Here is a 21,051-nt window from a genome sequence, read left to right on the forward strand (position 1 = left end):
TCGGTCCGTTTTGCGCTCGGCCCGGCGGGCTCAGCCGATGAGGCTGGGCTGCAGGTCGCGCAGCGTGCGGAAGTGCGTCATGCGGGTCACGCCGACGGCGGCGAGGACCAGGCCGCCCAGCATCCAGCTGAGAAGCGCGAGGACGTCGGTGCCCACCCGGGCGAGGTCTCCGCCGTACATGAGCTGACGCATGGCGTCGACGACGAAGCCCATCGGCAGCACCTGGTGGAGCGACCCCAGCGGAGCCGGCAGGGTCTGCCACGGGAACGTCCCGCCCGCCGTGACGAGCTGCACGACCATGAGCACGAGGCCGAGGAACTGTCCGACCGATCCGAGCCACACATTGAGCGCGAGGATGACCGCCGCGTAGGTGAACGAAGCCAGCACCATGACGCCGAGCGTGCCGAGCGGATTGGCGAACCCGAAGCCGAGGGCGAATGCGAGGATGCCGAACAGCGCCGTCATCTGCAGGCCGCCGAGCAGGGCCGGGGTGAGCCAGCCGGCCGCCGTCACGCGCAGGGGCGAGTGCAGCGCCGTCACGGCCCGGCGCGAGATGGGCTTGACGATGAGGAAGAGGGCGTAGATGCCGATCCACCCGGCGAGGGCGGCGAAGAACGGGGCGAGGCCCGCGCCGTAATCGGCGGCGGAGGCGAGCTTGCCGGACTCCACGGCGACGGGATCGGAGATCGCCTTCGCCTGTGCGTCGCGCAGCGCGGCGCTGGAGTCGGGGATCGCCGCGACGCCGGCGTCGAGGCCGTCGCGCAGCTGCGCCGTGCCGTCGGCGAGCGTGCCGAGGCCGCCGGCCAGAATGGATGCGCCGCCGCTGAGCTGGGACGCACCGCTCGCCGCCGCGTCGGCGCCGGAGGCGACCTGCGCCGCCCCCGCGGAGACCTGGGCCGCGCCCGCGGCGAGGGCGTCGACCTTGCCGACAGCGGTCTGCACCGTCGTGTTGCCCTGGCGGAGGTCGTCGGCGACGGGGTCGAGCTTGGCGAGCACGGCGTCGATCTGCGTCTGGTCGAGGCCCTGCTCCGCGAGGGTCGTCGCGATGTCGGCGCGGGCCCGGGGGAGCGCATCGGTCGCGGTCTGCACGGCGGCGCCGGCGCGATCCGCGTAGCCGGCGATCGTCGCGGTGCCCGCGGCGACCTGCTCTGCGCCGCCGGCGACGCGGTGAGCCCCGTCGGCGAGGGTCGCGGTGCCATCGGCGAGCTGAGCAGAGCCGGACGCGAGCTGCTGCGCGCCGTCGGACGCCTGCTGGGCGCCGTCGGCGAGTTGTGCGGCGCCGTCGGCCGCCTCCACGAGCTGCACGCGGATGTCGGAGATCCCGGTCAGGAGGCGGCCCGCGGCCTCCTTGGCGACGAGCTCCGCGACGGATGATCGGATCTTCTCCACCGCCTGCGCGCCGATCGTCGAGGCGAGGTAGTTATTGGCGTCGTTCGTCTCGAGCTCGATCGTCGCCTGTCGCGGTTCATCGCCGGCGACGGACGCGAGAGCGTCGGAGAAATCGGCCGGGATCACGACAGTGAAGTCGACGCTGCCCTCCTCGAGCGCCCGCGCCGCCTGGGCCGACGTCATGGCCTTCCAGTCGAACGCGCCGCCGTCGAGCAGCTCGTCGGCGATGCGCTCGCCGTAGTTCTGATCAGTGGATGCCTCGGTGACGGCACCGGCGGAATCGACGGTGGCCTCGGCGCCGGCCGTTGCCCCGGCATCCTCGTTGATGAGCGCGACCGGGATCTCGCTGAATCGGCCGTACGGGTCCTGGTTGGCCCAGAGGTACAGCCCGCCGTAGAGCACGGGCACGAGGAGCAGCGCGACGAGCGCGATGATCGACATGCGCGTCGCGGTGAGGCGGCGGAGCTCCGCCGCGATCATGGCGGGGATCTTCACGGCCGCACCGCCTTCGTGAGCGCACGGCCGGCGCGGGTGCGCAGCCGGCTCGGCCGGGGCCGCGCGCGGTGCGGAGTCGGGGCCGTGAGGACGGCGGCCGACGCCTCGCCCGCGACGACGAGCACGGCGTACCCGCGTTCCGCGAACTCCTGCGCGAGCGTCCACCACTCCCGCGGATCGCCGCCGTGGCGGTCGGGCGACACGAGCACGAGCCCCTCGACACCATGGCGCAGTGTCGCCAGTTCGAGCAGCAGTCGCAGCCGCCGGGCGGCCAGGACGTCGGCGATGGGGGTGCGCGCGAGATCGCGAGCGCCCGCCTCCTGGAGCCAGCGCGACACCGCGACCGGGTCGGAGCGGCGGCCCGCGAACATGAGCTCCTCGGCGACGATGCCCGCGACAGTGACGTTCGGGGCAGGGTCGGAGACGTCGGGGGCGTCGACGAGGGCGATCCGGCGGCGGAGGGCCGCGGCATCCCGCTTCCCGTCGATCAGGACGGAACCCGTGTCGGGACGCATCCGGCCCGACGCGATGAGCCCGAGGATAGTGGGGCGCTGCTCGGTCTCGGCGAGGGCGAGCCTCGCGGTTCCTGAGGCGAACTCCACCGACGTCTCGGGCAGCGAGATGCCGTTGCGTCCCTTCGACACCTCGGTGAGGGCGATCCGCATCACGCCTCGTCCTCCACGAGCGACGGGTGACGCTCGAGGAGCGTCACGGACTCGGTCCACGACAGGCCGGCGATGCTCAGCACCGCGCGGACGGCGAGCGAGCGGGCCTCGGGGGACGAGGCATCCATCCGCGTGATGACCGCTCGCGCGGCCTCCTCGACGAGCCGCGCGAGGGTCGGGGCGGCGACGTCGGTGCGGAGCGTGCCGTCGTCCTGGCCCGCGCGCACGATCTCGGCGAGCCGTCGCCGCACGGGCGCGAGTGCGTCGGCGGTGTCGTGCACGTGCGCTTCGTCGAGGGCGATGGATGCCGCGACCTGCACGTGCGCCGCCTCGCGCCAGAGCAGCGAGGCGAGGCGGGCGAGCGCGACGCGGGCGTCGGCGTCGTCGATCGTGAGGGCGATGGCGTTGAAGCGCTGGGCGCCGATGGAGATGACGGCTCGCACGAGGGCGTCGCGGTCGTCGAAGTGGCCGTAGAGGGCGCGGCGCGAGAGGCCGGCCGAGCGCGCGATGGCGTCGATCGACGCGTGCGGGTCGCGGGCGATGAGATCGGTCGCGGCCGAGATGATGTCGGCGCGGTTCTCGAGCGCGTCGCGTCGTGGGCGTCGCGGAGTGGAGGTGGGTGTGCTCACTCACCTCATGGTAATAACTTGCACACTGATGTGCAAGTTAGTGCATCGTCAGTCGGTGCCCAGGTCGAACGCCGCGCCCTCGTTCGCGGCATCCGTCGCCTCGGTCAGCGCTTCGGCCTCCGCACCGACCGGCAGGGCGGGCTCGGTGATCTCGCCCGCCTCGCCCGTCGCGACGCGGCCCACGAGGGCGCCCGTCGGGCCGCCGATGAGGCCGAGGCCCGCGTACTGCTCGAGCCGCGCGCGCGAGTCCGCGATGTCGAGGTTGCGCATCGTGAGCTGGCCGATGCGGTCGGTCGGGCCGAAGGCGGCGTCGCCCACGCGCTCCATCGAGAGCTTCTCGGGCGAGTACGACATGCCGGCCGCGATCGTGTCGAGGATCGTGTAGTCGTCGCCGCGGCGCAGGCGCAGCGTGACCGAGCCCGTGATGGTCGAGCCGACCCACTTCTGGATCGACTCGCGCAGCATGAGCGACTGCGGCTCGAGCCAGCGGCCCTCGTACATGAGGCGACCGAGGCGGCGGCCCTGCTCGTGGTACGTCGCGAGGGTGTCCTCGTTCAGGATGCTGTTCACGAGGCGCTCGTACGCGATGAAGAGCAGTGCCATGCCCGGCGCCTCGTAGATGCCCCGCGACTTGGCCTCGATGATGCGGTTCTCGATCTGGTCGCTCATGCCGAGACCGTGGCGGCCGCCGATGCGGTTCGCCTCGAATACGAGCTCGACGGGGTCGATGAACTCCTGGCCGTTGATCGCCACGGGACGCCCGCCCTCGAACGACACCGTGACGTCCTCCGACGCGATCTCGATCTGCGAGTCCCAGAACCGCACGCCCATGATCGGCTCGACGGTCTCGAGCGAGACGTCGAGGTGCTCGAGCGTCTTCGCCTCGTGCGTCGCACCCCAGATGTTGGCGTCGGTGGAGTACGCCTTCTCGGCGCTGTCGCGGTAGGGGAAGCCGTGCTCGACGAGCCACTCGCTCATCTCCTTGCGGCCGCCGAGCTCGGTGACGAAGTCGGCGTCGAGCCACGGCTTGTAGATGCGCAGGGCCGGGTTGGCCAGCAGGCCGTAGCGGTAGAACCGCTCGATGTCGTTGCCCTTGTAGGTGGAGCCGTCGCCCCAGATGTCGACGCCGTCCTCCTTCATGGCGCGGACGAGCAGCGTGCCCGTCACGGCACGGCCGAGCGGCGTGGTGTTGAAGTAGGTCTTGCCGCCCGAGCGGATGTGGAACGCGCCGCACGCGAGGGCGACGAAGCCTTCCTCGACGAGGGCTGTCTTGCAGTCGACGAGTCGCGAGACCTCGGCGCCGTACTCGAGCGCGCGCCCCGGGATCGCGGCGATGTCGTCTTCGTCGGGCTGGCCCAGGTCGCCGGTGTAGGTGCAGGGCACGGCGCCCTTGTCCCGCATCCATGCGACCGCGACGGAGGTGTCGAGTCCTCCCGAGAAGGCGATGCCGACGCGCTCGCCGACGGGAAGGGACTGGAGCACCTTGGACATGGGCTCCAGTCTATTGAAGAGGCGTATCCCGACATGAAAGCGGATGCCGCGGCCCGGGGCCGCGGCATCCGCTTCTTCGTCCTGTGCCGGGCGTCAGATGACGATCGCCCCGCTCGCCGGCGTGTGCCGCCGGGTGGCCCGCTTCTCGCGGAACCGGTCGATCGCGATGATCATCGCGCCGATGGCGAGGAAGCCCGCTGTCATGACCGCGATGTACAGCAGCGGCGAACGGTATCCGCCCGCGATGTGCGGGTCGAGGAACGGGTAGGGGTACCACCACGGCGTGGTCCCGTCCGGGTTGGCGACGCGCTCGCCGCGGACCATCGTGTACGTGACCCACGCGACGGGGTAGCCGACCAGAACGCCGAGTGCCCACCACGGCAGTCCGCGACGGCGCGGTGCCAGCAGCAGGTCGAGCAGGAAGTAGATCGGCATGACGACGTGCAGCGTCTCGGCCGCGTACTTGTCGAGCAGCGCGATGCCGGCGGAGTCGCCCAGCGCGATGGCCGACGGCAGTCCGCGCAGCAGCAGGTTGTACACGAGGCCCAGCAGGAAGATCGGGCCGGAGACCGCCGCCAGCGCGAGGACGATCGTCTGCGGCTCAGGCGTCGTGCCGGGGTGCCGCAGCGACCAGGCCGCGGCGGCGAGGAGCGCCGCGATGCTCAAGAGCGTCGAGACGATCGTGAAGAGGCTGAAGTAGTTCGCGAGCACGTCGCCGAGGACCTCGGACTGCCGTGCTGCTCTGTCGACATTGACGATGAAACCGGCGACGACCCCCGAGAAGGCTGTCACCGCCGCAGCGATGCGGAACCATGACCAATACATTTCGACGACCTTTCCGATGATGACTTGTGTGGATGTGTCGTCCCCCATGAGCACAGGTGTAGCGAGGGCGATACCTCGGAACCGGAATCTCGGTAGCCCGGATGCCATAACGGAAGAGGTGTCACCGCTTGCTTTTGTAGGCGAGAAACAACGCGTCCCCCAAATAGTGGACACTGTCGACAAACGCCTCACCGATTGGTGGTAAGCGGCTTCCCGCGGCGGCGTCCGACCCAGACGACGAGGGTCGCGAAGAGGCTGATCGCGATCGCGATCCCCGCGACGTACAGGGCGACGGTGCCGTATCCGTCGTCGAAGTTGTTGGGGTCGAGGAACGGGTACGGGTACCAGAACGGCGCCCCCGTCGTCGGGTTCGTCGTGAGCGGGCCGCGCACGAGCGTGTAGACGACCCAGACGATCGGGAAGATCAGCACCTCGGCGATCGATCGCCACGGGAGCGCGCGGCGGCGCGGGGCGAGGAAGAGGTCGGCGGCGAGGAAGATCGGTCCGACGACGTGGAGCACCTCGTTCGACCACGGCACCGTCGTGCCCTGCGGGAGCGCGATGCCGCGCAGCAGCGTGTTGTAGACGACGCCCGTCACGAGCATGTTCGTCGTGGCGCATGCGAGCACGGTCGCGAGGGCGCGGGGCTCGGGGGCGGCGACGCGGCGGCCCCGCGACCAGAACCAGACCGCGGCCCACGCCAGCACGACGACCGACACCACGTTGGACAGGATCGTGAAGAAGCTGAAGAAGTTGACGATCGTCGTCGCCACGTCGCGCCCGGCGTCGATGGCCCCGCCGATCGTGCGGACGGCCTGCGCCACGATCGCGGCCAGGATGAGGAGGGATGCCGCGGCCCGCATGAGCGCCCAGGTCCGAGCCCAGGCCGGGGTGCGCGTCATGCGCTCACCCTAGCGGCGGCCCCGGACGCCCGCTGGATAGGATGGGGTGTAACCGTCCGCTACGAACGGGGGAGCCCCCAATGCCTGGCATCGTGATCGTCGGAGTCCAGTGGGGTGACGAGGGCAAGGGCAAGGCCACCGACCTGCTCGGCGAGCGCACCGACTGGGTCGTCAAGTTCAACGGCGGCAACAACGCGGGGCACACCGTCGTCATCGGCGACGAGAAGTACGCCCTGCACCTGCTGCCGTCCGGCATCCTGTCGCCCGGCGTCAACCCCGTCATCGGCAACGGCGTCGTCGTCGACCTCGAGGTGCTCTTCAACGAGCTCGAGGCGCTGCACGCGCGCGGGCTCGACACGTCGCGCCTGCGCATCAGCGCCAACGCGCACATCATCACGCAGTACCACCGCACCCTCGACAAGGTCACCGAGCGCTTCCTCGGCAAGCGCATGATCGGCACCACCGGTCGCGGCATCGGCCCCGCGTACGCCGACAAGATCAACCGCGTCGGCATCCGCGTGCAGGACCTCTTCGACGAGAACATCCTGCGCCAGAAGGTCGAGGGCGCCCTCGACCAGAAGAACCACCTGCTCGTGAAGGTGTTCAACCGCCGCTCGATCACGTGCGACGAGATCGTCGACGACCTGCTGTCGTACACCGAGCGCCTCCGCCCGATGGTCGCCGACACGTCGCTCCTCCTCAATGACGCGCTCGACGCCGGCGAGGTCGTCGTGTTCGAGGGCGGCCAGGCCACGATGCTCGACGTCGACCACGGCACCTACCCCTTCGTGACGTCGTCGTCGGCGACGGCCGGCGGCGCCGCGACCGGCTCCGGCGTCGGACCCAACCGCCTCGACCGGATCGTCGGCATCGTCAAGGCCTACACGACGCGCGTCGGATCCGGTCCGTTCCCCACCGAGCTCTTCGACGACGACGGCGACTACCTGCGCTCGCGCGGGTTCGAGTTCGGCACGACCACCGGCCGCCCGCGCCGTGTGGGCTGGTACGACGCCCCCATCACCCGCTACGCGACGCGCATCAACGGCATCACCGACCTCGTGCTGACCAAGCTCGACATCCTGTCGGGCCTCGCGCAGATCCCGGTCTGCGTCGCGTACGACGTCGACGGCGTGCGCTTCGACGAAGTGCCGGTCAACCAGTCCGACTTCCACCACGCGAAGCCGATCCTGGAGTACTTCCCCGGGTGGAAGCAGGACATCTCGACGGCCCGCACGTTCGACGATCTGCCTCCCGAAGCGCAGGACTACGTGCTCGCGCTCGAGAAGATGAGCGGCACGCGCATCTCGGTCATCGGCGTGGGTCCCGCGCGCGACGCCGTCATCGTGCGCCACGACCTCGTCGACTGACCCCGTGCGACCCCTCGACGCGCTCAGGGACCGGCACGGCCATCGGCCGGAGGGGTCCGGGCGATGAGATTCCTGCTGGGCGGCTACACGCCCGAGATGGACGGCGCCGCGACGGGCATCGGCGTGCTCCTCGCGGGTGCGGCCGACGACGCGCTCGCCGGCGGCCCCCTCGGATTCGCGGGTGACGCCGTCTCCACGGCGGGCTCCCCCTCCTGGCTTGCGCTCCACCCGACGCTCGACGTCGTCTATGCGGCTCTCGAGGGCGCTCGCGCCGTGCAGGCGTTCCGCCGCACGGGCGAGGCGTCCTACACGCCGCTCGGTCCGCCCGTCGAGGCGGGCGAGTTCGTCTGCCACATCGCGGTGTCCCCCGATGGAGGCTGGCTCGTCGCGAGCTGCTGGGGCGACGGACGTGTCGTCCGGATGGCGCTGGATGCCTCGGGCCGGCCCTCGTCGCCGGTGATCGCGCCCGCGGCCACCGATCCGTACGGACCCGGCACCTCCGCTCCCGTCGCGGGCGACCTCGACCTCGACCTCGCCGCCGCGGCCCGCGCCCTGCGGGAAGCGGCGGGCGAGGAGTACGCGCACCTCGTGCCCGACCACGATCGGGACGAGCCCGCAGGCGACGCCGAGGAGGAGGCATCCCGCCCCGCCCACGCGCATCAGGCGGTCTTCCTGCCCGGTGGACTCGTCGCCACGACCGACATGGGCCTCGACCTCGTCCGCTTCTGGCGCCCCCGCGCGTCGGGGCTCGCCCCCGTGCAGAACGTCGTGCTGCCGAAGGGCTCGGGTCCGCGCCACACGGTCCGCCACCCGAGCGGCCATCTCTACGTCGTCACGGAGCTGTCGCACGAGGTGTTCGCGCTCGCGCTCGATCCTTCGACGGGCTCGGGCGCATCGTGGCGCATCGTCGGGGGCACGGGACTCGGAGCCGGCATCCTTCCCGACGACACCGCGGCCGAGCTCGCACCGTCGCGCGACGGGGAGTTCCTCTACGCGGGCGTGCGCGGCAGCGACACGATCGCCGTCGTCCGCGTGCGCGGCGAGGGGGAGACCCTCGAGCCCGTCGCGCTGGTCGAGGCGGGCGTCCATTGGCCCCGCCACCACGTCGTCGTCCGCGACACCCTGCTCGTCGCGGGACAGCGCTCCGACGAGGTCGCCTCGCTCGGGATCGACCTGCGCACAGGCGTCCCCGGACGCGTGCGGCACCGGACGGCGACGCCCTCGCCGACGTGCCTGCTTCCCGTTCGCTGAGGCGCCCTCGCGAAGCATCGCCCGTGACGGGTGAGCAGCGGCGACCCCGGGCCGCCCAGGGGTGTGAAGCCCCCGAGGGCGGGGCTAGCTTGAGATCGTCGCTGGGGGGATGACCCGCCGAGCACGGCGGACGACGCTCCCGAAGCTTCGACCCGTGACTTCAGAAGGGAAGACAATGGTTGATTTCCGCTACGGACCCGTCGAGCTGTTCCTGCTCGGCCTCGAAGACGAGCGGCCTGATCCGCAGCTGCTCGCCGAACTCGCCCAGCTCGTCGACGGCGGGGTGCTGCGCGTCCTCGACTTCGTGGTGATCTCGAAGTCCGAGTCCGGCGACGTCTCGATCGTCGAGATCGAGGACGACTCCGATGACTACGCCGCCCTCGACCTCGTGCTGAGCGGCATCACCGGCGAAGAGGACATCGCCCAGCTCGCCGAGCTCGTGCCCGCCGGCGGCTCGGCCGCCATCGTGGCGCTCGAGCTGCTCTACGCGCGCCGCCTCGCCGGGGCGCTCGCCGCGAGCGGCGGCGTCGTGCTGACGTCGGAGCGGATCCCCGCGCCCGTCGTCAACGCCCTGGTCGACATCGTCGAGGAGGTCGCCGCGGAGGAGATCCTCGAGGAGGCCGCCGACGAGCTGGCCGCAGAAGACGAACTGGCAGAAGAGAAGTAAGGAGACCACCAACATGATGCGCAGAGTCGGACGCCCGGGTCTCGTGGGCCTCGCCGCACGCACCGCCGTCGTCGCAGGAACCGCGACCGCCGTCAACAACGGCATGAACAACCGTCAGCAGCGCAAGGCGCAGGACGAGTACGAGCAGCAGCAGTACGCCGCCGCTCAGCAGCAGGCCGCCATCAACGCGGCGGCCCAGCAGGCCGTCGCGCAGCAGTACGCGGCCCAGCAGCCCGTCGCCCCCGCCGCTCCGGCGCCGGCCGCGCCCGCCGCAGCCGGTGGCGAAGACATCGTCGTGTCCCTGCAGAAGCTGGCTGCGCTCCGGGATGCCGGTGCGCTGAGCGACGCGGAGTTCGAGGCCGCGAAGGCCCGCCTGCTCGGCTGAAACCACTGGGCGCGGCATCCCGGATCATCTGAAACGGGTGATCCAGAGATGCCGCGCCTTCGTCACCGGGAAGACTGGATCCTGGAGCGCACTGACGCACCTTGTTGTTCTCATTGGAAGGAAATGAAATGTTCGATGGCAGCTTCTGGAGCGTCGTCCTCTGGTTCTTCTGGATCTTCGCCTTCGTCGCCTACCTGTTCGTGCTCATCACGATCTTCAGCGACCTGTTCCGCGACCACAAGCTGAGCGGCTGGTGGAAGGCCGTCTGGGTGATCTTCCTGATCTTCCTGCCCTTCCTCACGGCGCTGATCTACCTCATCGCGCGCGGCGCGGGCATGCAGGAGCGCGCCCTCGCCGAGGCGAAGAAGCAGCAGGAGGCCACGGCCGCCTACATCCAGTCGGTCGCAGCCACGAGCGGTGGCGGCGCCAGCGCGGCTGACGAGATCGCGAAGGCCGCCGACCTCCTCAAGGCCGGCACCATCACGCAGGCCGAGTACGACCAGCTGAAGGCTCGCGCCCTCGCCTGATCGCACCCGCGACACACACGACGAAAGCACCCGGCGGAACCGCCGGGTGCTTTCGCGTTTCGGATGAGGGATCCGCTAAGTTCGCATACGGGATTGTGACGGTTCAGGTCGGCGTCGATCCTTGCGTTCACCGCGGAGGTAGAGTAAGCGCGCGATGAGCGCAGCTCACCCGAGCGGGTGGACTTCTTGCAACATCTCGCCGACCCGGACGCTCGCCCCGTCCGGTGCCGAAGCGGACGTGGGCGTGAGGAGGACTCGATGACTCTGCCATCGAGCGCGCTCTCCACCCCTGCGTGGACGCGCCACCACCCGCCGGCCCGGCAGCCGTCGACGCTCGAGCGCGCGGGCCTCGTCCGGTTGCTCGACGACCTCGTGGCGGAGCATCCCGTCACTCTCGTCACCGCACCCAGCGGATTCGGCAAGACGACGCTCGTGAGCGCGTGGGCGGAGCGCAGCGCACAGGTGGTCGCATGGCTCGCCCTCGACCCGCTCGAGGAGGGCGCGGTCGACGAGGCGATCATCGCGGCGCTGGAGTCGGTGATCCCGCAGGATCGCAGCACCGGCTTCGGCCTCGGCCCCGACGCTCCACCCGATCCGCGCCGGCGCCTCGACGACGCGCTGGCCGGACTCGTCGACATCGTCGTGCTCGTCGTCGACGACGCCCAGCGGGCGCAGCGCAGCCTGGAGTCGGGCCTGCTCGGCAGTCTGCTCGCCCGCACCCCCGCGTTCCTCCGCGTCGTCCTCGTCGGCACGACGGCGCTCGAGCTGCGCATGCCGCGCTTCATCCTGAGCAACCCCGACGCCGTCATCGGAGCCGAGACGCTCGCCTTCGACGCGCGCGAGGTGCACGATCTCGCCGTCGAGATGGCGAGCACCGCCGACGCCGCGGCGGTCCACGCCGACACCGCCGGCTGGCCCATCGCCGTGCGCCTCGCCCTCCTGAGCGGCTCCGCGCCGCGCGCCGTCTCGGCTCGTGGCGGCGGGCTGATGCGCGAGTACGTGCGCGACGTCATCCTCTCGGCCCTCGACCCCGACCTCGCGCGCTTCGTCGTGGAGGCCACGGTGTGCGGGTCGCTCACGGCGCGGCTCGCCGCCGAACTCACCGGCCGGCAGGATGCCGCGCGCCTGCTCGAGCAGTGCCGGCGCCTCGGCCTCTTCCTCGACAGGCACGACGGATCGGGCGGCGTCGAGTACCGCTGGCACGCCCTGTTCGCGCGGCACTGCCGCGAGCTGCTCGCCGAAGAGGATCCCGATCGCCTCGCCGAGATGCACCGCCGCGCAGCGGCGCTCCTCGCGGCCGCGCGCCCGCTCGACGCCGTCGCGCACCACCTCGAGGTGGGTGAGGCGGAGGAGGCGGCATCCGTCATCCTCGAGTCGTGGGTGCGGCTCGTCGTCGGGAACTCGGCGGCCTCGGTCGACCGCGCCTGCCTCTCGCTGCCGGCGGGCATCGCCGACCGGCCGGCGCTGCAGCTCGTGAGGGCGTGCGCCCGTGACGCGCTGGGCGAGCAGAAAGCGGCCCGCGAGCTGTTCGAGCGCGCCCAGACCGCCGCGGCGGGAGACCTCGCCGTCGAGCGGACGCTCGAGCTCGCGACGCTCTTCTTCGCCGACGACCGTCCTCGCATCACCGCGGCCGTCGCGGCCGTGCGCGCGCGACTGACGACGTGGACGCCGGCGCCGAGCGAGCGCGCCGCCATCACCTTCCTCCTCGGGTGGACCGAGCTGCGCCAGCGCGCGCACCCCGAGCAGCTGATCGAGACGCTCGAGGCCGCCGTCCGCGAAGCCGAGGCCGTCGGCGACCGCGGCCTCGCACGCCGGTCGCGCGAGTGCCTCGCGTACGCCCTCGCCTGGGCCGGCGAATTCCGCCAGGCCTGGCCGCTCCTCACCGAGCTCGCCGCCGAGGAGCCGGACGAGTCGTCGTGGGTCGCCTACATCGGCGGCAGCGGCGGGGTCGCGGCGGGAAGCGTCGCCTACTGGACGTACGATCTCGCCCGGGCCGAGCAGGAGTTCCGTCGCGTCATCGCCTTCGGCGGGGCGGGGCGGACGTTCTCCGATCTCGCCCGCGTGCTGCTGGCGTGCACCGCGGCGGCGACGCGGGATCCGCGACACTGCCGGCGGGCCGCGCTCGAGCTGCAGTTCCTCCCGCGCGCCGAGTCGCAGGGCATCGTCTGGCCCAGGATGCGGCAGATGTCGGTCGCACTGCTCGAGGAGGCCGTGGGACACCGCGATCGCGCCCTGCAGATCGCCCGCGCACTCGCGGACGAGCCGGCGATGCCCCTCATGTCGGTGCTCGTCGCGGGCATCCTCCGCCGCGCGGGGGCCTACACCGAGGCGCTCCAGGTGCTGCGCCGGCTGCAGCCCTACGCCGCCGTGTCGTACGTGCGGGTGGCCACGCTCGCGACGCGCGCCCTCGCGCACTGGACCTCGGGACAGCCGGATGCCGCCCACGAACTCTGCGAAGAGGCGCTCATGGTCGCCGAGCCCGACCTCGTGCGCCTGCCCTTCAGCGAGGCCGACCCCGAGCTGCGCGAGCTGCTGAGCGCCCACATGGCGTGGGGGACCAGGCACGAGGAGTTCCTGCTCTCGTGCCTGCGCCCGGGAGCGGCCGGTTCGGCGCTGGGCACGCTCTCCGAGCGCGAGCGCGACGTGTTCGAGCAGCTGCGGACGACCCTCACCACGATCGAGATCGCCGACCGCCTGGGCGTCTCGGTCAACACGGTCAAGACGCACCAGCGCGCCATCTACCGCAAGCTCGGCGTCACGTCACGGCGAGAGGCGCTGCGCCAGTACACCTGAGCGGATCAGCGCGCCGTCCTGACCTTCGCATCCTGCCTGGGGATGAAGATCTGCTTGATGATCAGCAGGATCGACGCCGTGACGGGGATCGCCACGAGGGCGCCGAGCAGTCCGAACAGGGTGCCGCCGACGAGCGCGCCGATGACAACGAGCGCGCCCGGCACCGACACCGTCTTGTTCATGACGCGGGGCGTCAGGAGGTACGCCTCGATCTGGATGTAGATGAGGTAGACGATGCCGAAGATGAGCGCGGCCGTGGGGTTCGAGAAGAGGGCGAGCACCGTGGCGAAGATCAGATAGCAGACCGAGCCGATCAGCGGGATCAGGGTGATGAGGAACGCCGCCACGGCCATGAGGAACGGGAACGGCAGCCCGAGCGCGAGGTGCAGGATGAGGCCGACGATCGAGTTGAAGAAGGCCAGGATCACCATGCCGGTGAGGTAGCCGCCGATCGAGTCGGTGATCTGGTTGGTGAGGCTCGTCACCGTGGGGCGGCTGTGCGCGGGGGTCAGCTGGGCGAAGGCGACCTTCATGGCGGGAAGCCCGGCGAGGAAGTACAGGCTCAGCACGAGGATGATGAGGCCGCCCGAGATCGCGAGGCCGATGCCCACGCCGAGCTTCACGACGCCTCCGCCGAGGCTGGCGAGATTCGACGGGTTGGAGAAGTAGGTCTGGATCTGATCCAGGATCTGGCCCGTCTGGGTGCCGAACGTCGACTGCATCCACTTCGCGAACGACGAGGCCTCGGCGTCGCTGATGATCGTGGGCAGGTTCTTGACCAGAAGACCGATCTGGGTGAACAGCGCGGGGATGAGGAACCACAGCGCCGTCAGCAGCAGGATGCCGAAGATGCCGTACACGATGACGATGCCCCACGTGCGGGGGATCCGGTGACGCTCGAGCCGCTTCACGATGGGATCGAGAGCGAGGGCGAAGAACAGCGCCATGATGATGTAGAAGACGATCGTCGTGAGGTTGATGAACGCCACGCCGAGCCCGAAGGCGACGAGACCGCCGATCGTCAGGACGAGCCCCGTGGCGAACGGCCGGCCGAGATTCGCCCAGATCTGCGGCTGGGGACTGTCCTCGATCACAGCCGGGATGAGCTCGTTCTCGACGACGGTGGCAGGGGCGGCATCCGTGCCCGCCGCAGCATCGGCGGAGAGCGGGCGAGCACTCTCGATGGCATCGGTCATGCGCACACTCTAGGCCTGGCGGCGTCGCGATAGGGTCGAGGCACGAGGAGGATCATCCATGACAGGCGAGGACCCGACGCAGACTCTTCTGCGCCTGCGAGGCAGCATCGACAACATCGACGCGGCCCTCGTCTTCATGCTGGCCGAGCGCTTCAAGGCGACCAAGCGGGTGGGCGAGCTCAAGGCCGAGCACGGGATGCCGCCCTCCGACCCCGCCCGTGAGGAGCAGCAGCTCGCGCGCCTGCGCACCCTGGCGCTCGACGCCGAGCTCGATCCCGAGTTCGCCGAGAAGTGGTTCAACTTCGTCGTGGCCGAGGTGATCCGCCACCACACCGAGGCGGCCGACGGGCGCTAGGAGACCGGCGTGAGCGGGACGACGGCGTTCGTGCTCGGCGGTGGAGGCGTGCGCGGCGCCGTCGAGATCGGCATGATCCGGGCGCTCTTCGAGGCTGGCATCCATCCCGACCTCATCGTGGGCACCTCCATCGGCGCGATCAACGGGGCTCTCGTCGCCAAAGACCCGACGCTCGGCGTGCTCGACACCCTCCTCGACGCGTGGGCGTCACCCGAGGCGAACGCCGTCTACGGCGACTCGCTCGTCATGCAGCTCTCGCGGCTCGTCAAGACGAAGACGCACCTCAATTCGCCGCGGCCGCTCGAGGAGCTTCTCGAGCGCAGTCTCGGCGCGGATGCGACGTTCGAGAGCCTGGCCGTGCCGCTGCAGGTCGTGGCGGCGAGCATCGAGCGCGCCGCCGAGCACGTCTTCGACTCCGGACCGCTCATCCCCGCCATCCTCGCCTCGGCCGCGGTGCCCGGCCTGTTCCCCCCGGCCCGCATCGACGACGAGCACTTCATCGACGGCGGCATCGTCAACTCGATCCCCATCGAGCAGGCGGTGACGGCCCGCGTGCAGCGCATCTTCGTGCTGCAGGTCGGTCGCGTCGAGACCCCGCTGGTCGCACCGAGCTCGGCGGTCGAGACGGCCCGGGTCGCGTTCGAGATCGCCCGCCGTCACCGCTTCGCCCGAGACATCGCGACGCTCCCGGAGGGGGTCGACCTCTTCGTCCTGCCCAGCGGGGGCGGCATGGACGGCGACGACTCGATCCGCTCGTACCGACGCCTCGACACCGTCAGGCAGCGCATCGATCGGGCGTACGAGGCGAGCCGCGACTTCCTGTTCGAGCGCGGCATCCCTCCCCTCTCCGCGAAGGCGGCCGAGGAGTGAGGCTTCCGCCGAAGTGGGTGCGGCGGGTCGTGATCGCGCCGCTCGTGATCGTGATCGCGCTGCTGCTCGTGCTGACGATCCCGCTGTGGCTGCTCGGCGCGCTGGGTCTCACTTCCCTTGTGCCTGGACGGTTCCGGCTGCCGCGCGTCCTGTGGCTGATCTCGGTCTACGTCATCTGGGATGCGTCGCTCCTCGTCGTCATGTTCGGGATGTGGATCGCCTCCGGCTTCGGCTGGAAGATCGACACCCCCGCCTTCCGCCGCGCCCACTACCGCGTCGGGGCGCGCGGGCTCGAGATCCTGTTCGAGGTCTTCGGCTCGGTGCTTCGGCTCGACATGGTGACGGCGGCGGGCGACGACGAGGATCGGGATGCCGCGCGCGCGGCCTTCGACGCGCTCTTCGAGCGGGGCACGCCTCTCGTCGTGGCGAGCCGCCACGCCGGCCCCGGCGATTCGTTCATCATCGTGCACACGCTCCTCAACGAGGTCGACCGCATGCCGCGCATCGTGCTGAAGTACACGATGCAGTGGGATCCCGCGATCGACGTGCTGCTCAACCGCATCCCGACCCGCTTCATCGTGCCGTCGGGCTTCGGCGGCAAGACCACGGGCGGCGGCCACTCCGTGGAGGACAGCCTCCGCGACCTCGCGACGGGCCTCGGTCCCGACGACGCCTTCGTGATCTTCCCCGAGGGCGGCAACATGACCTCGACCAGGCGCCGCAGCCGCATCGACCGCCTTCGCGCGGCCGGGCGCACGACGCTCGCCGACCGGGCCGAGTCGATGCTGCACGTCATGCCGCCGCAGCCCGGCGGGATGTACGCGGCGCTCGACGCATCCCCCGACGCCGACGTCGTCTTCATCGGCCACACGGGCCTCGACCGGCTCATCACGATGGGCGACATCTGGCGCGACCTGCCGATGGACAAGCGCATCACGATGCACGCCTGGCGCGTGCCCCGCGCCGAGATCCCGGCCGACCGCGACGCGCAGGCCGAGTGGCTCTTCGGCTGGTTCGAGCGGATCGACGGGTGGATCGCCGAGCGGTCGGCGATCGACGAGGCCGGCACGCGATAATGCGGACAACCGCGTGGCGTCATGCGCCACGGCCTATCGGCATGCCACGGAAATAATGCGCATTATCATCTTGGCAACCTGACCAGCTGCCCGCAGACTCTCATCGACACGACGATGTGTCGATCGAGGAGGATCCGGGTGCTGCACCATCGCGTCACACAGGCCGACGTGGCCGCTCTGGCTCGCGTGAGCCAGGCGACGGTCTCGCTCGTGCTCAACGACAGCATCCCCGTCGGCGTGCGCATCAGCGATGAGACCAAGCAGCGCGTGCTCGACGCCATCCGCATCACGGGCTACATGGCCAACCCGATGGCCCAGCGCCTTGCGGGCGGTCGCAACCAGATCCTCGGCGTCTTCACGTACGAGGCGACCTTCCCCGGCCGCGGACGCGACTTCTACGGCCCGTTCCTCAACGGCATCGAGCAGGCGGCCGAGGGGCTGGGCGTCGACATTTTGCTCTTCACCAGCGCCCGTGTCGTCGAGGGTCGACGCCGGCTCACGCGAGAGGGCTGGCACCGGCTGGGTGTGGCGGATGGATGCCTCCTCCTCGGCCAGCAGGAGGATCAGAGCGAGCTGCAGCACCTGCTCGACACGAACTACCCCTTCGTCTTCGTCGGCCGCCGGCGCAGCGAGGGGATGCGCCTGCCGTATGTCGGCGCCGACTACGTCTCGGCCACGGCGCGTCAGGTCGAGCGGCTCGTCGTCCGCGGTCACGAGCGCATCGCCTATGTGGGCCCGCAGGGACCCGACCAGCCGAGCATCGACCGCGTCGAGGGCTACCGCTCGGCCGTCGAGGCGCACGGCCTGCCCGCGCGGTTCGTCTCCGTCGACGACGTCGTAGAGACGGCGCGCGAGATCGTCGAGCGCCGCATCACCGCCGTCCTCGTGGCACCGGAGCTGCATCCCGAGGAGCTCGCCGACGAGCTCGCGCTGCGCGGCGTCGAGGTGCCGCGCGACCTGTCGATGCTCGTGCTCGGGCAGGCGCACCACGGCAGGCCGGGCGGGCACGCGTGGTCGGGCTTCGTCATCCCGCGGGAGGAGATGGGCGCCCGGGCCCTCGTGCTCCTCTCCCGCCTCGTCGAGGCGAGCCGCCCGCGCCAGGGATCCGCACCGCGTGAGAGCGTGCCGCCCGACGACCTGCATCATCTGCTGGACTGCCCCGACATCGAGGGGCAGACGCTCGCGGCGCCGCCGGCGGTGACCCCGTGAGCGCGGCGGAGCTGACGTGCGACGTGCTCGTCGTCGGCGGCGGTCTGGGCGGCGTCGCCGCGGCGCTCGCCGCAGCGGATCGCGGGGCGTCGGTCGTGCTGACCGAGGAGCACCCCTGGCTGGGCGGGCAGCTCACGTCGCAGGCCGTGCCTCCGGACGAGCACCCCTGGGTCGAGCGGTTCGGCACCACGGCGCGGTACCGGGCGCTGCGCGACGGCATCCGGGATGTGTACCGCCGGCGATACCCGCTCACGGATGCCGCGCGCCGGCGCGACGATCTGAATCCCGGCGCGGGGTGGGTGTCGAAGCTGTGCCACGAGCCGCGCGTCGCGGTCGGCGTGATCGAGGAGATGCTCGCGCCCTTCCGCTCGTCCGGACGGCTGCGGATCCTCCGGCGCGTCCGGCCCATCGCCGCGACGGCCGAGGGCGAACGCGTGACGTCGGTGACGCTCGGATCGGTCGTCGGCGACGACGACACCGTCGTGACGGCGGCGTTCGTGCTCGACGCCACCGAGACGGGCGAGGTCCTGCCGCTCGCCGGGGTCGAGTACGTCACGGGGTTCGAGTCGCAGCGCGAGACCGGCGAGCCGAGCGCACCCGCCGACGCGCAGCCCGGCAACGTCCAGGCCCTCAGCGTGTGCTTCGTCCTCGAGCATGTCGACGGCGACCACACGATCGACCCGCCGGAGCGCTACGGCTTCTGGCGCGACTACGCCCCCGAGGCGTGGCAGGGGGCGCGGCTCGTGTCGTGGCAGGCGCCGAACCCCCGCACCCTCGAGCTGGAGAGCCGGAGCTTCACGCCCAACCCCGGCGACGATCCGCTGCTCGTCGACGCCGACCAGTCCAAGAGCGCCGGCGACGGCGACCTCTGGGTGTTCCGGCGCATCCTCGCGCGAGACCTCTTCGCACCCGGCGCCTATGCGAGCGACCTGTGCCTCGTGAACTGGCCGACCATCGACTACTTCCTCCAGCCCGTGCTCGACGCCGATCGCGAGACCGAGGAGGCGGCGTACGCCGACGCGCGGCAGCTCAGCCTGTCGATGCTCTACTGGATGCAGACCGAGGCGCCCCGGGCCGACGGCGGCACGGGCTTCCCCGGCCTCCGCCTGCGCCCCGACGTCATGGGCACGAGCGACGGGCTCGCGCAGGCCCCGTACCACCGCGAGTCGCGGCGCATCCGCGCCCTCACCACCGTCACCGAGAACGACGTCTCATACGCCGTCCGCGGCGAGCGAGGCGCGACGCGCTACGACGACAGCGTCGGTGTGGGCATGTACCGCATCGACCTGCACCCCTCGACGGGCGGCGACACGTACATCGACGTCGCCTCCACCCCGTTCGAGATCCCGCTCGGCGCCCTCATCCCGCGCCGGGTCACCAATCTCCTCGCCGCCGGCAAGGACATCGGCACCACCCACATCACGAACGGCTGCTACCGCCTGCACCCCGTCGAGTGGAACGTCGGCGAGGCCGCAGGCCACCTCGCCGCGCACTGCCTCGCCACCGGGCGCTCGCCGCACGCCGTGCAAGCCGCTCAGGACCTCCTCGAGGACTTCCAGCGCGAGCTCGTCTCCACCGGATTCGAGCTGCGCTGGCCCGCCGAGGCGCACCCCTACTGACACGGCATCCCTTGCGATCACAGGAAGGAAAGATCATGCACCACTCCCTCTCGCGACACCGTCGCACAGCACTCGTCGGCATCGCCGCCGTCGCAGCTCTCCTGCTGGCCGGATGCTCCGGCGGCGCACAGCCCTCCCAGTCGGAGTCGACCGGACCCGTCGACCTCCGCATGACGGTCTGGACCGCCGACGAGACGCAGCTCGGCGTGTTCCAGAAGATCGCCGACGCGTACGTCGCCGACAACCCCGACAAGGTCTCGAGCGTGACGTTCGAGACGATCCCCTTCGCCGACTACACGACCACCCTGACGACGCAGCTCGCCGGCGACAACCCGCCCGACCTGGCCTGGATCCTCGAGAGCTACGCGCCGCAGTTCGTCGCGAGCGGCGCCCTCGTCGACGTCAAGCCGACCCTCGAGGGCACCGACGGCTACGAATACGACGACCTGCTCGACAGCTCGCTCGCGCTCTGGCAGAAGGACGACGGCCTCTACGCCTACCCGTTCTCCAACAGCCCCTTCGGCGTCTTCGTCAACACCGACCAGATCGCCGCGGCGGGTCAGCCGAATCCCGCCGACCTCGTCGCCGAGGGGAAGTGGACGTACGACGCGGCCCGTGACATCGCGGCCGCCGCGGCGAAGGCATCCGGCAAGCAGGGCCTCGTCGTACGGGACTTCGACTACAAGGTCTGGGAGAATCTCGCCACGATCTGGGGAGGATGGGATGCCGAGCCCTGGAGCGAGGACGGGAAGACGTGCGAGTTCACCAAGAAGCCGATGGTGGATGCCATGACCTGGATCCACGACGCGATCTTCGATGACGCGGCGATGCCGGGACCGGGGACGACGGCCGACTTCTTCGCCGGCGAGTCGGCCATGACGATCACGCAGATCAGCCGCGCCTCCGCGCTCGACGGGTCGTTCGGATGGGACCTCGTGCCGCTGCCGTCGGGTCCGGAGGGTCAGCAGAACGTCATCGGGCAGGCCGGGATCGGCGTCTTCGCCGCGGGCGAGCACCCGCAGGCGGCAGCCGACTTCCTCGCGTACTTCACGAACCCCGAGAACGCCGAGACGCTGGCCGCCTACTTCCCGCCGCCGCGTGAGTCGCTGCTCAACGCCGAGACGCTCGCCGCCGCGAACCCGAAGCTCAGCGAGGACCAGCTGCAGGCGGTGGTCGTCGACGGGATCCAGGATGCCGAGACCAAGCCCTCGCACGTCGAGTTCGCGCGGCTCGAAGACACCGTCCGCGCTTCGCTCGACGCCCTGTGGGTGCCCGACGCCGACGTCAAGGCCGTGCTCGCGTCGACCTGCGACGCCATCGAGCCGCTCCTGGCGGGCTGA

The 21,051-nt window shown here is 70.9% G+C and carries 19 protein-coding genes; 12 read left to right on the forward strand and 7 right to left on the reverse strand.

Features of this window, described 5'->3' with window-relative positions:
• Positions 1-30 precede the first annotated feature (30 nt).
• The 6 genes from AAIB33_RS16495 to AAIB33_RS16520 all read right to left on the reverse strand — a co-directional run bounded on the left by AAIB33_RS16495 (position 31) and on the right by AAIB33_RS16520 (position 6,396).
• Positions 31-1,884, reverse strand: coding sequence for a YhgE/Pip domain-containing protein (locus AAIB33_RS16495; protein ID WP_345801043.1), 1,854 nt, complete (start codon positions 1,882-1,884; stop codon positions 31-33).
• Complete coding sequence (locus AAIB33_RS16500) at positions 1,881-2,549, reverse strand: hypothetical protein (protein ID WP_345803458.1); 669 nt, start codon at positions 2,547-2,549, stop codon at positions 1,881-1,883. The genes AAIB33_RS16495 and AAIB33_RS16500 overlap by 4 nt, the downstream gene beginning before the upstream one ends.
• Positions 2,549-3,178 (reverse strand): helix-turn-helix domain-containing protein, encoded by a 630-nt coding sequence (locus AAIB33_RS16505; protein ID WP_345801044.1) that lies wholly within the window; start codon positions 3,176-3,178, stop codon positions 2,549-2,551. Before AAIB33_RS16505 ends, AAIB33_RS16500 begins: the two co-directional genes overlap by 1 nt.
• A 48-nt stretch (positions 3,179-3,226) precedes the next feature.
• Positions 3,227-4,669, reverse strand: coding sequence for an argininosuccinate synthase (gene argG / locus AAIB33_RS16510; RefSeq protein ID WP_345801045.1), 1,443 nt, complete (start codon positions 4,667-4,669; stop codon positions 3,227-3,229).
• A gap of 93 nt (positions 4,670-4,762) precedes the next feature.
• Positions 4,763-5,542 carry a Pr6Pr family membrane protein gene (locus AAIB33_RS16515; protein WP_345801046.1) on the reverse strand — a complete coding sequence of 260 codons (780 nt, stop codon included), beginning with the start codon at positions 5,540-5,542 and terminating at the stop codon, positions 4,763-4,765.
• Between the two features lie 140 nt (positions 5,543-5,682).
• Entirely contained in the window at positions 5,683-6,396 is a 714-nt protein-coding gene (locus tag AAIB33_RS16520; protein ID WP_345801047.1) for a Pr6Pr family membrane protein, read from the reverse strand.
• A gap of 80 nt (positions 6,397-6,476) precedes the next feature.
• Here AAIB33_RS16520 and AAIB33_RS16525 point away from each other — a divergent pair, with 80 nt between their 5' ends.
• From AAIB33_RS16525 to AAIB33_RS16550, 6 genes are all read left to right on the forward strand, one after another.
• Positions 6,477-7,763 carry an adenylosuccinate synthase gene (locus tag AAIB33_RS16525; RefSeq protein WP_345801048.1) on the forward strand — a complete coding sequence of 429 codons (1,287 nt, stop codon included), beginning with the start codon at positions 6,477-6,479 and terminating at the stop codon, positions 7,761-7,763.
• Positions 7,764-7,826: 63 nt separating this feature from the next.
• The gene (locus tag AAIB33_RS16530; protein ID WP_345801049.1) at positions 7,827-9,014 is read left to right on the forward strand and encodes a beta-propeller fold lactonase family protein; all 1,188 of its coding nucleotides are present in this window, start codon (positions 7,827-7,829) and stop codon (positions 9,012-9,014) included.
• A gap of 175 nt (positions 9,015-9,189) precedes the next feature.
• Positions 9,190-9,681 carry a DUF6325 family protein gene (locus tag AAIB33_RS16535; protein ID WP_345801050.1) on the forward strand — a complete coding sequence of 164 codons (492 nt, stop codon included), beginning with the start codon at positions 9,190-9,192 and terminating at the stop codon, positions 9,679-9,681.
• A 13-nt stretch (positions 9,682-9,694) separates the two neighbouring features.
• The gene (locus AAIB33_RS16540) at positions 9,695-10,066 is read left to right on the forward strand and encodes an SHOCT domain-containing protein (protein WP_345801051.1); all 372 of its coding nucleotides are present in this window, start codon (positions 9,695-9,697) and stop codon (positions 10,064-10,066) included.
• A 128-nt stretch (positions 10,067-10,194) separates the two neighbouring features.
• Positions 10,195-10,593, forward strand: a complete 399-nt coding sequence (locus tag AAIB33_RS16545; protein ID WP_345801052.1) for an SHOCT domain-containing protein — start codon at positions 10,195-10,197, stop codon at positions 10,591-10,593.
• A 258-nt stretch (positions 10,594-10,851) separates the two neighbouring features.
• The gene (locus AAIB33_RS16550) at positions 10,852-13,386 is read left to right on the forward strand and encodes a LuxR C-terminal-related transcriptional regulator (RefSeq protein WP_345801053.1); all 2,535 of its coding nucleotides are present in this window, start codon (positions 10,852-10,854) and stop codon (positions 13,384-13,386) included.
• A gap of 5 nt (positions 13,387-13,391) precedes the next feature.
• On the opposite strand, the gene AAIB33_RS16555 is transcribed toward AAIB33_RS16550, so the two are convergent.
• Positions 13,392-14,582, reverse strand: a complete 1,191-nt coding sequence (locus tag AAIB33_RS16555) for an AI-2E family transporter (protein WP_345801054.1) — start codon at positions 14,580-14,582, stop codon at positions 13,392-13,394.
• A gap of 58 nt (positions 14,583-14,640) precedes the next feature.
• On the opposite strand from AAIB33_RS16555, the gene AAIB33_RS16560 reads away from it, so the two are divergent.
• From AAIB33_RS16560 to AAIB33_RS16585, 6 genes are all read left to right on the forward strand, one after another.
• Entirely contained in the window at positions 14,641-14,937 is a 297-nt protein-coding gene (locus tag AAIB33_RS16560; protein WP_345801055.1) for a chorismate mutase, read from the forward strand.
• Between the two features lie 9 nt (positions 14,938-14,946).
• Positions 14,947-15,807 carry a patatin-like phospholipase family protein gene (locus tag AAIB33_RS16565; RefSeq protein WP_345801056.1) on the forward strand — a complete coding sequence of 287 codons (861 nt, stop codon included), beginning with the start codon at positions 14,947-14,949 and terminating at the stop codon, positions 15,805-15,807.
• Entirely contained in the window at positions 15,804-16,883 is a 1,080-nt protein-coding gene (locus AAIB33_RS16570; protein WP_345801057.1) for a 1-acyl-sn-glycerol-3-phosphate acyltransferase, read from the forward strand. Before AAIB33_RS16565 ends, AAIB33_RS16570 begins: the two co-directional genes overlap by 4 nt.
• Before the next feature lie 138 nt (positions 16,884-17,021).
• Positions 17,022-18,092, forward strand: a complete 1,071-nt coding sequence (locus tag AAIB33_RS16575; protein WP_345801058.1) for a LacI family DNA-binding transcriptional regulator — start codon at positions 17,022-17,024, stop codon at positions 18,090-18,092.
• The gene (locus AAIB33_RS16580) at positions 18,089-19,711 is read left to right on the forward strand and encodes an FAD-dependent oxidoreductase (protein WP_345801059.1); all 1,623 of its coding nucleotides are present in this window, start codon (positions 18,089-18,091) and stop codon (positions 19,709-19,711) included. The genes AAIB33_RS16575 and AAIB33_RS16580 overlap by 4 nt, the downstream gene beginning before the upstream one ends.
• A gap of 35 nt (positions 19,712-19,746) precedes the next feature.
• Positions 19,747-21,051 (forward strand): extracellular solute-binding protein, encoded by a 1,305-nt coding sequence (locus AAIB33_RS16585; RefSeq protein WP_345801060.1) that lies wholly within the window; start codon positions 19,747-19,749, stop codon positions 21,049-21,051.

The organism is Microbacterium sp. AZCO (assembly GCF_039614715.1).
GTDB lineage: Bacteria > Actinomycetota > Actinomycetes > Actinomycetales > Microbacteriaceae > Microbacterium.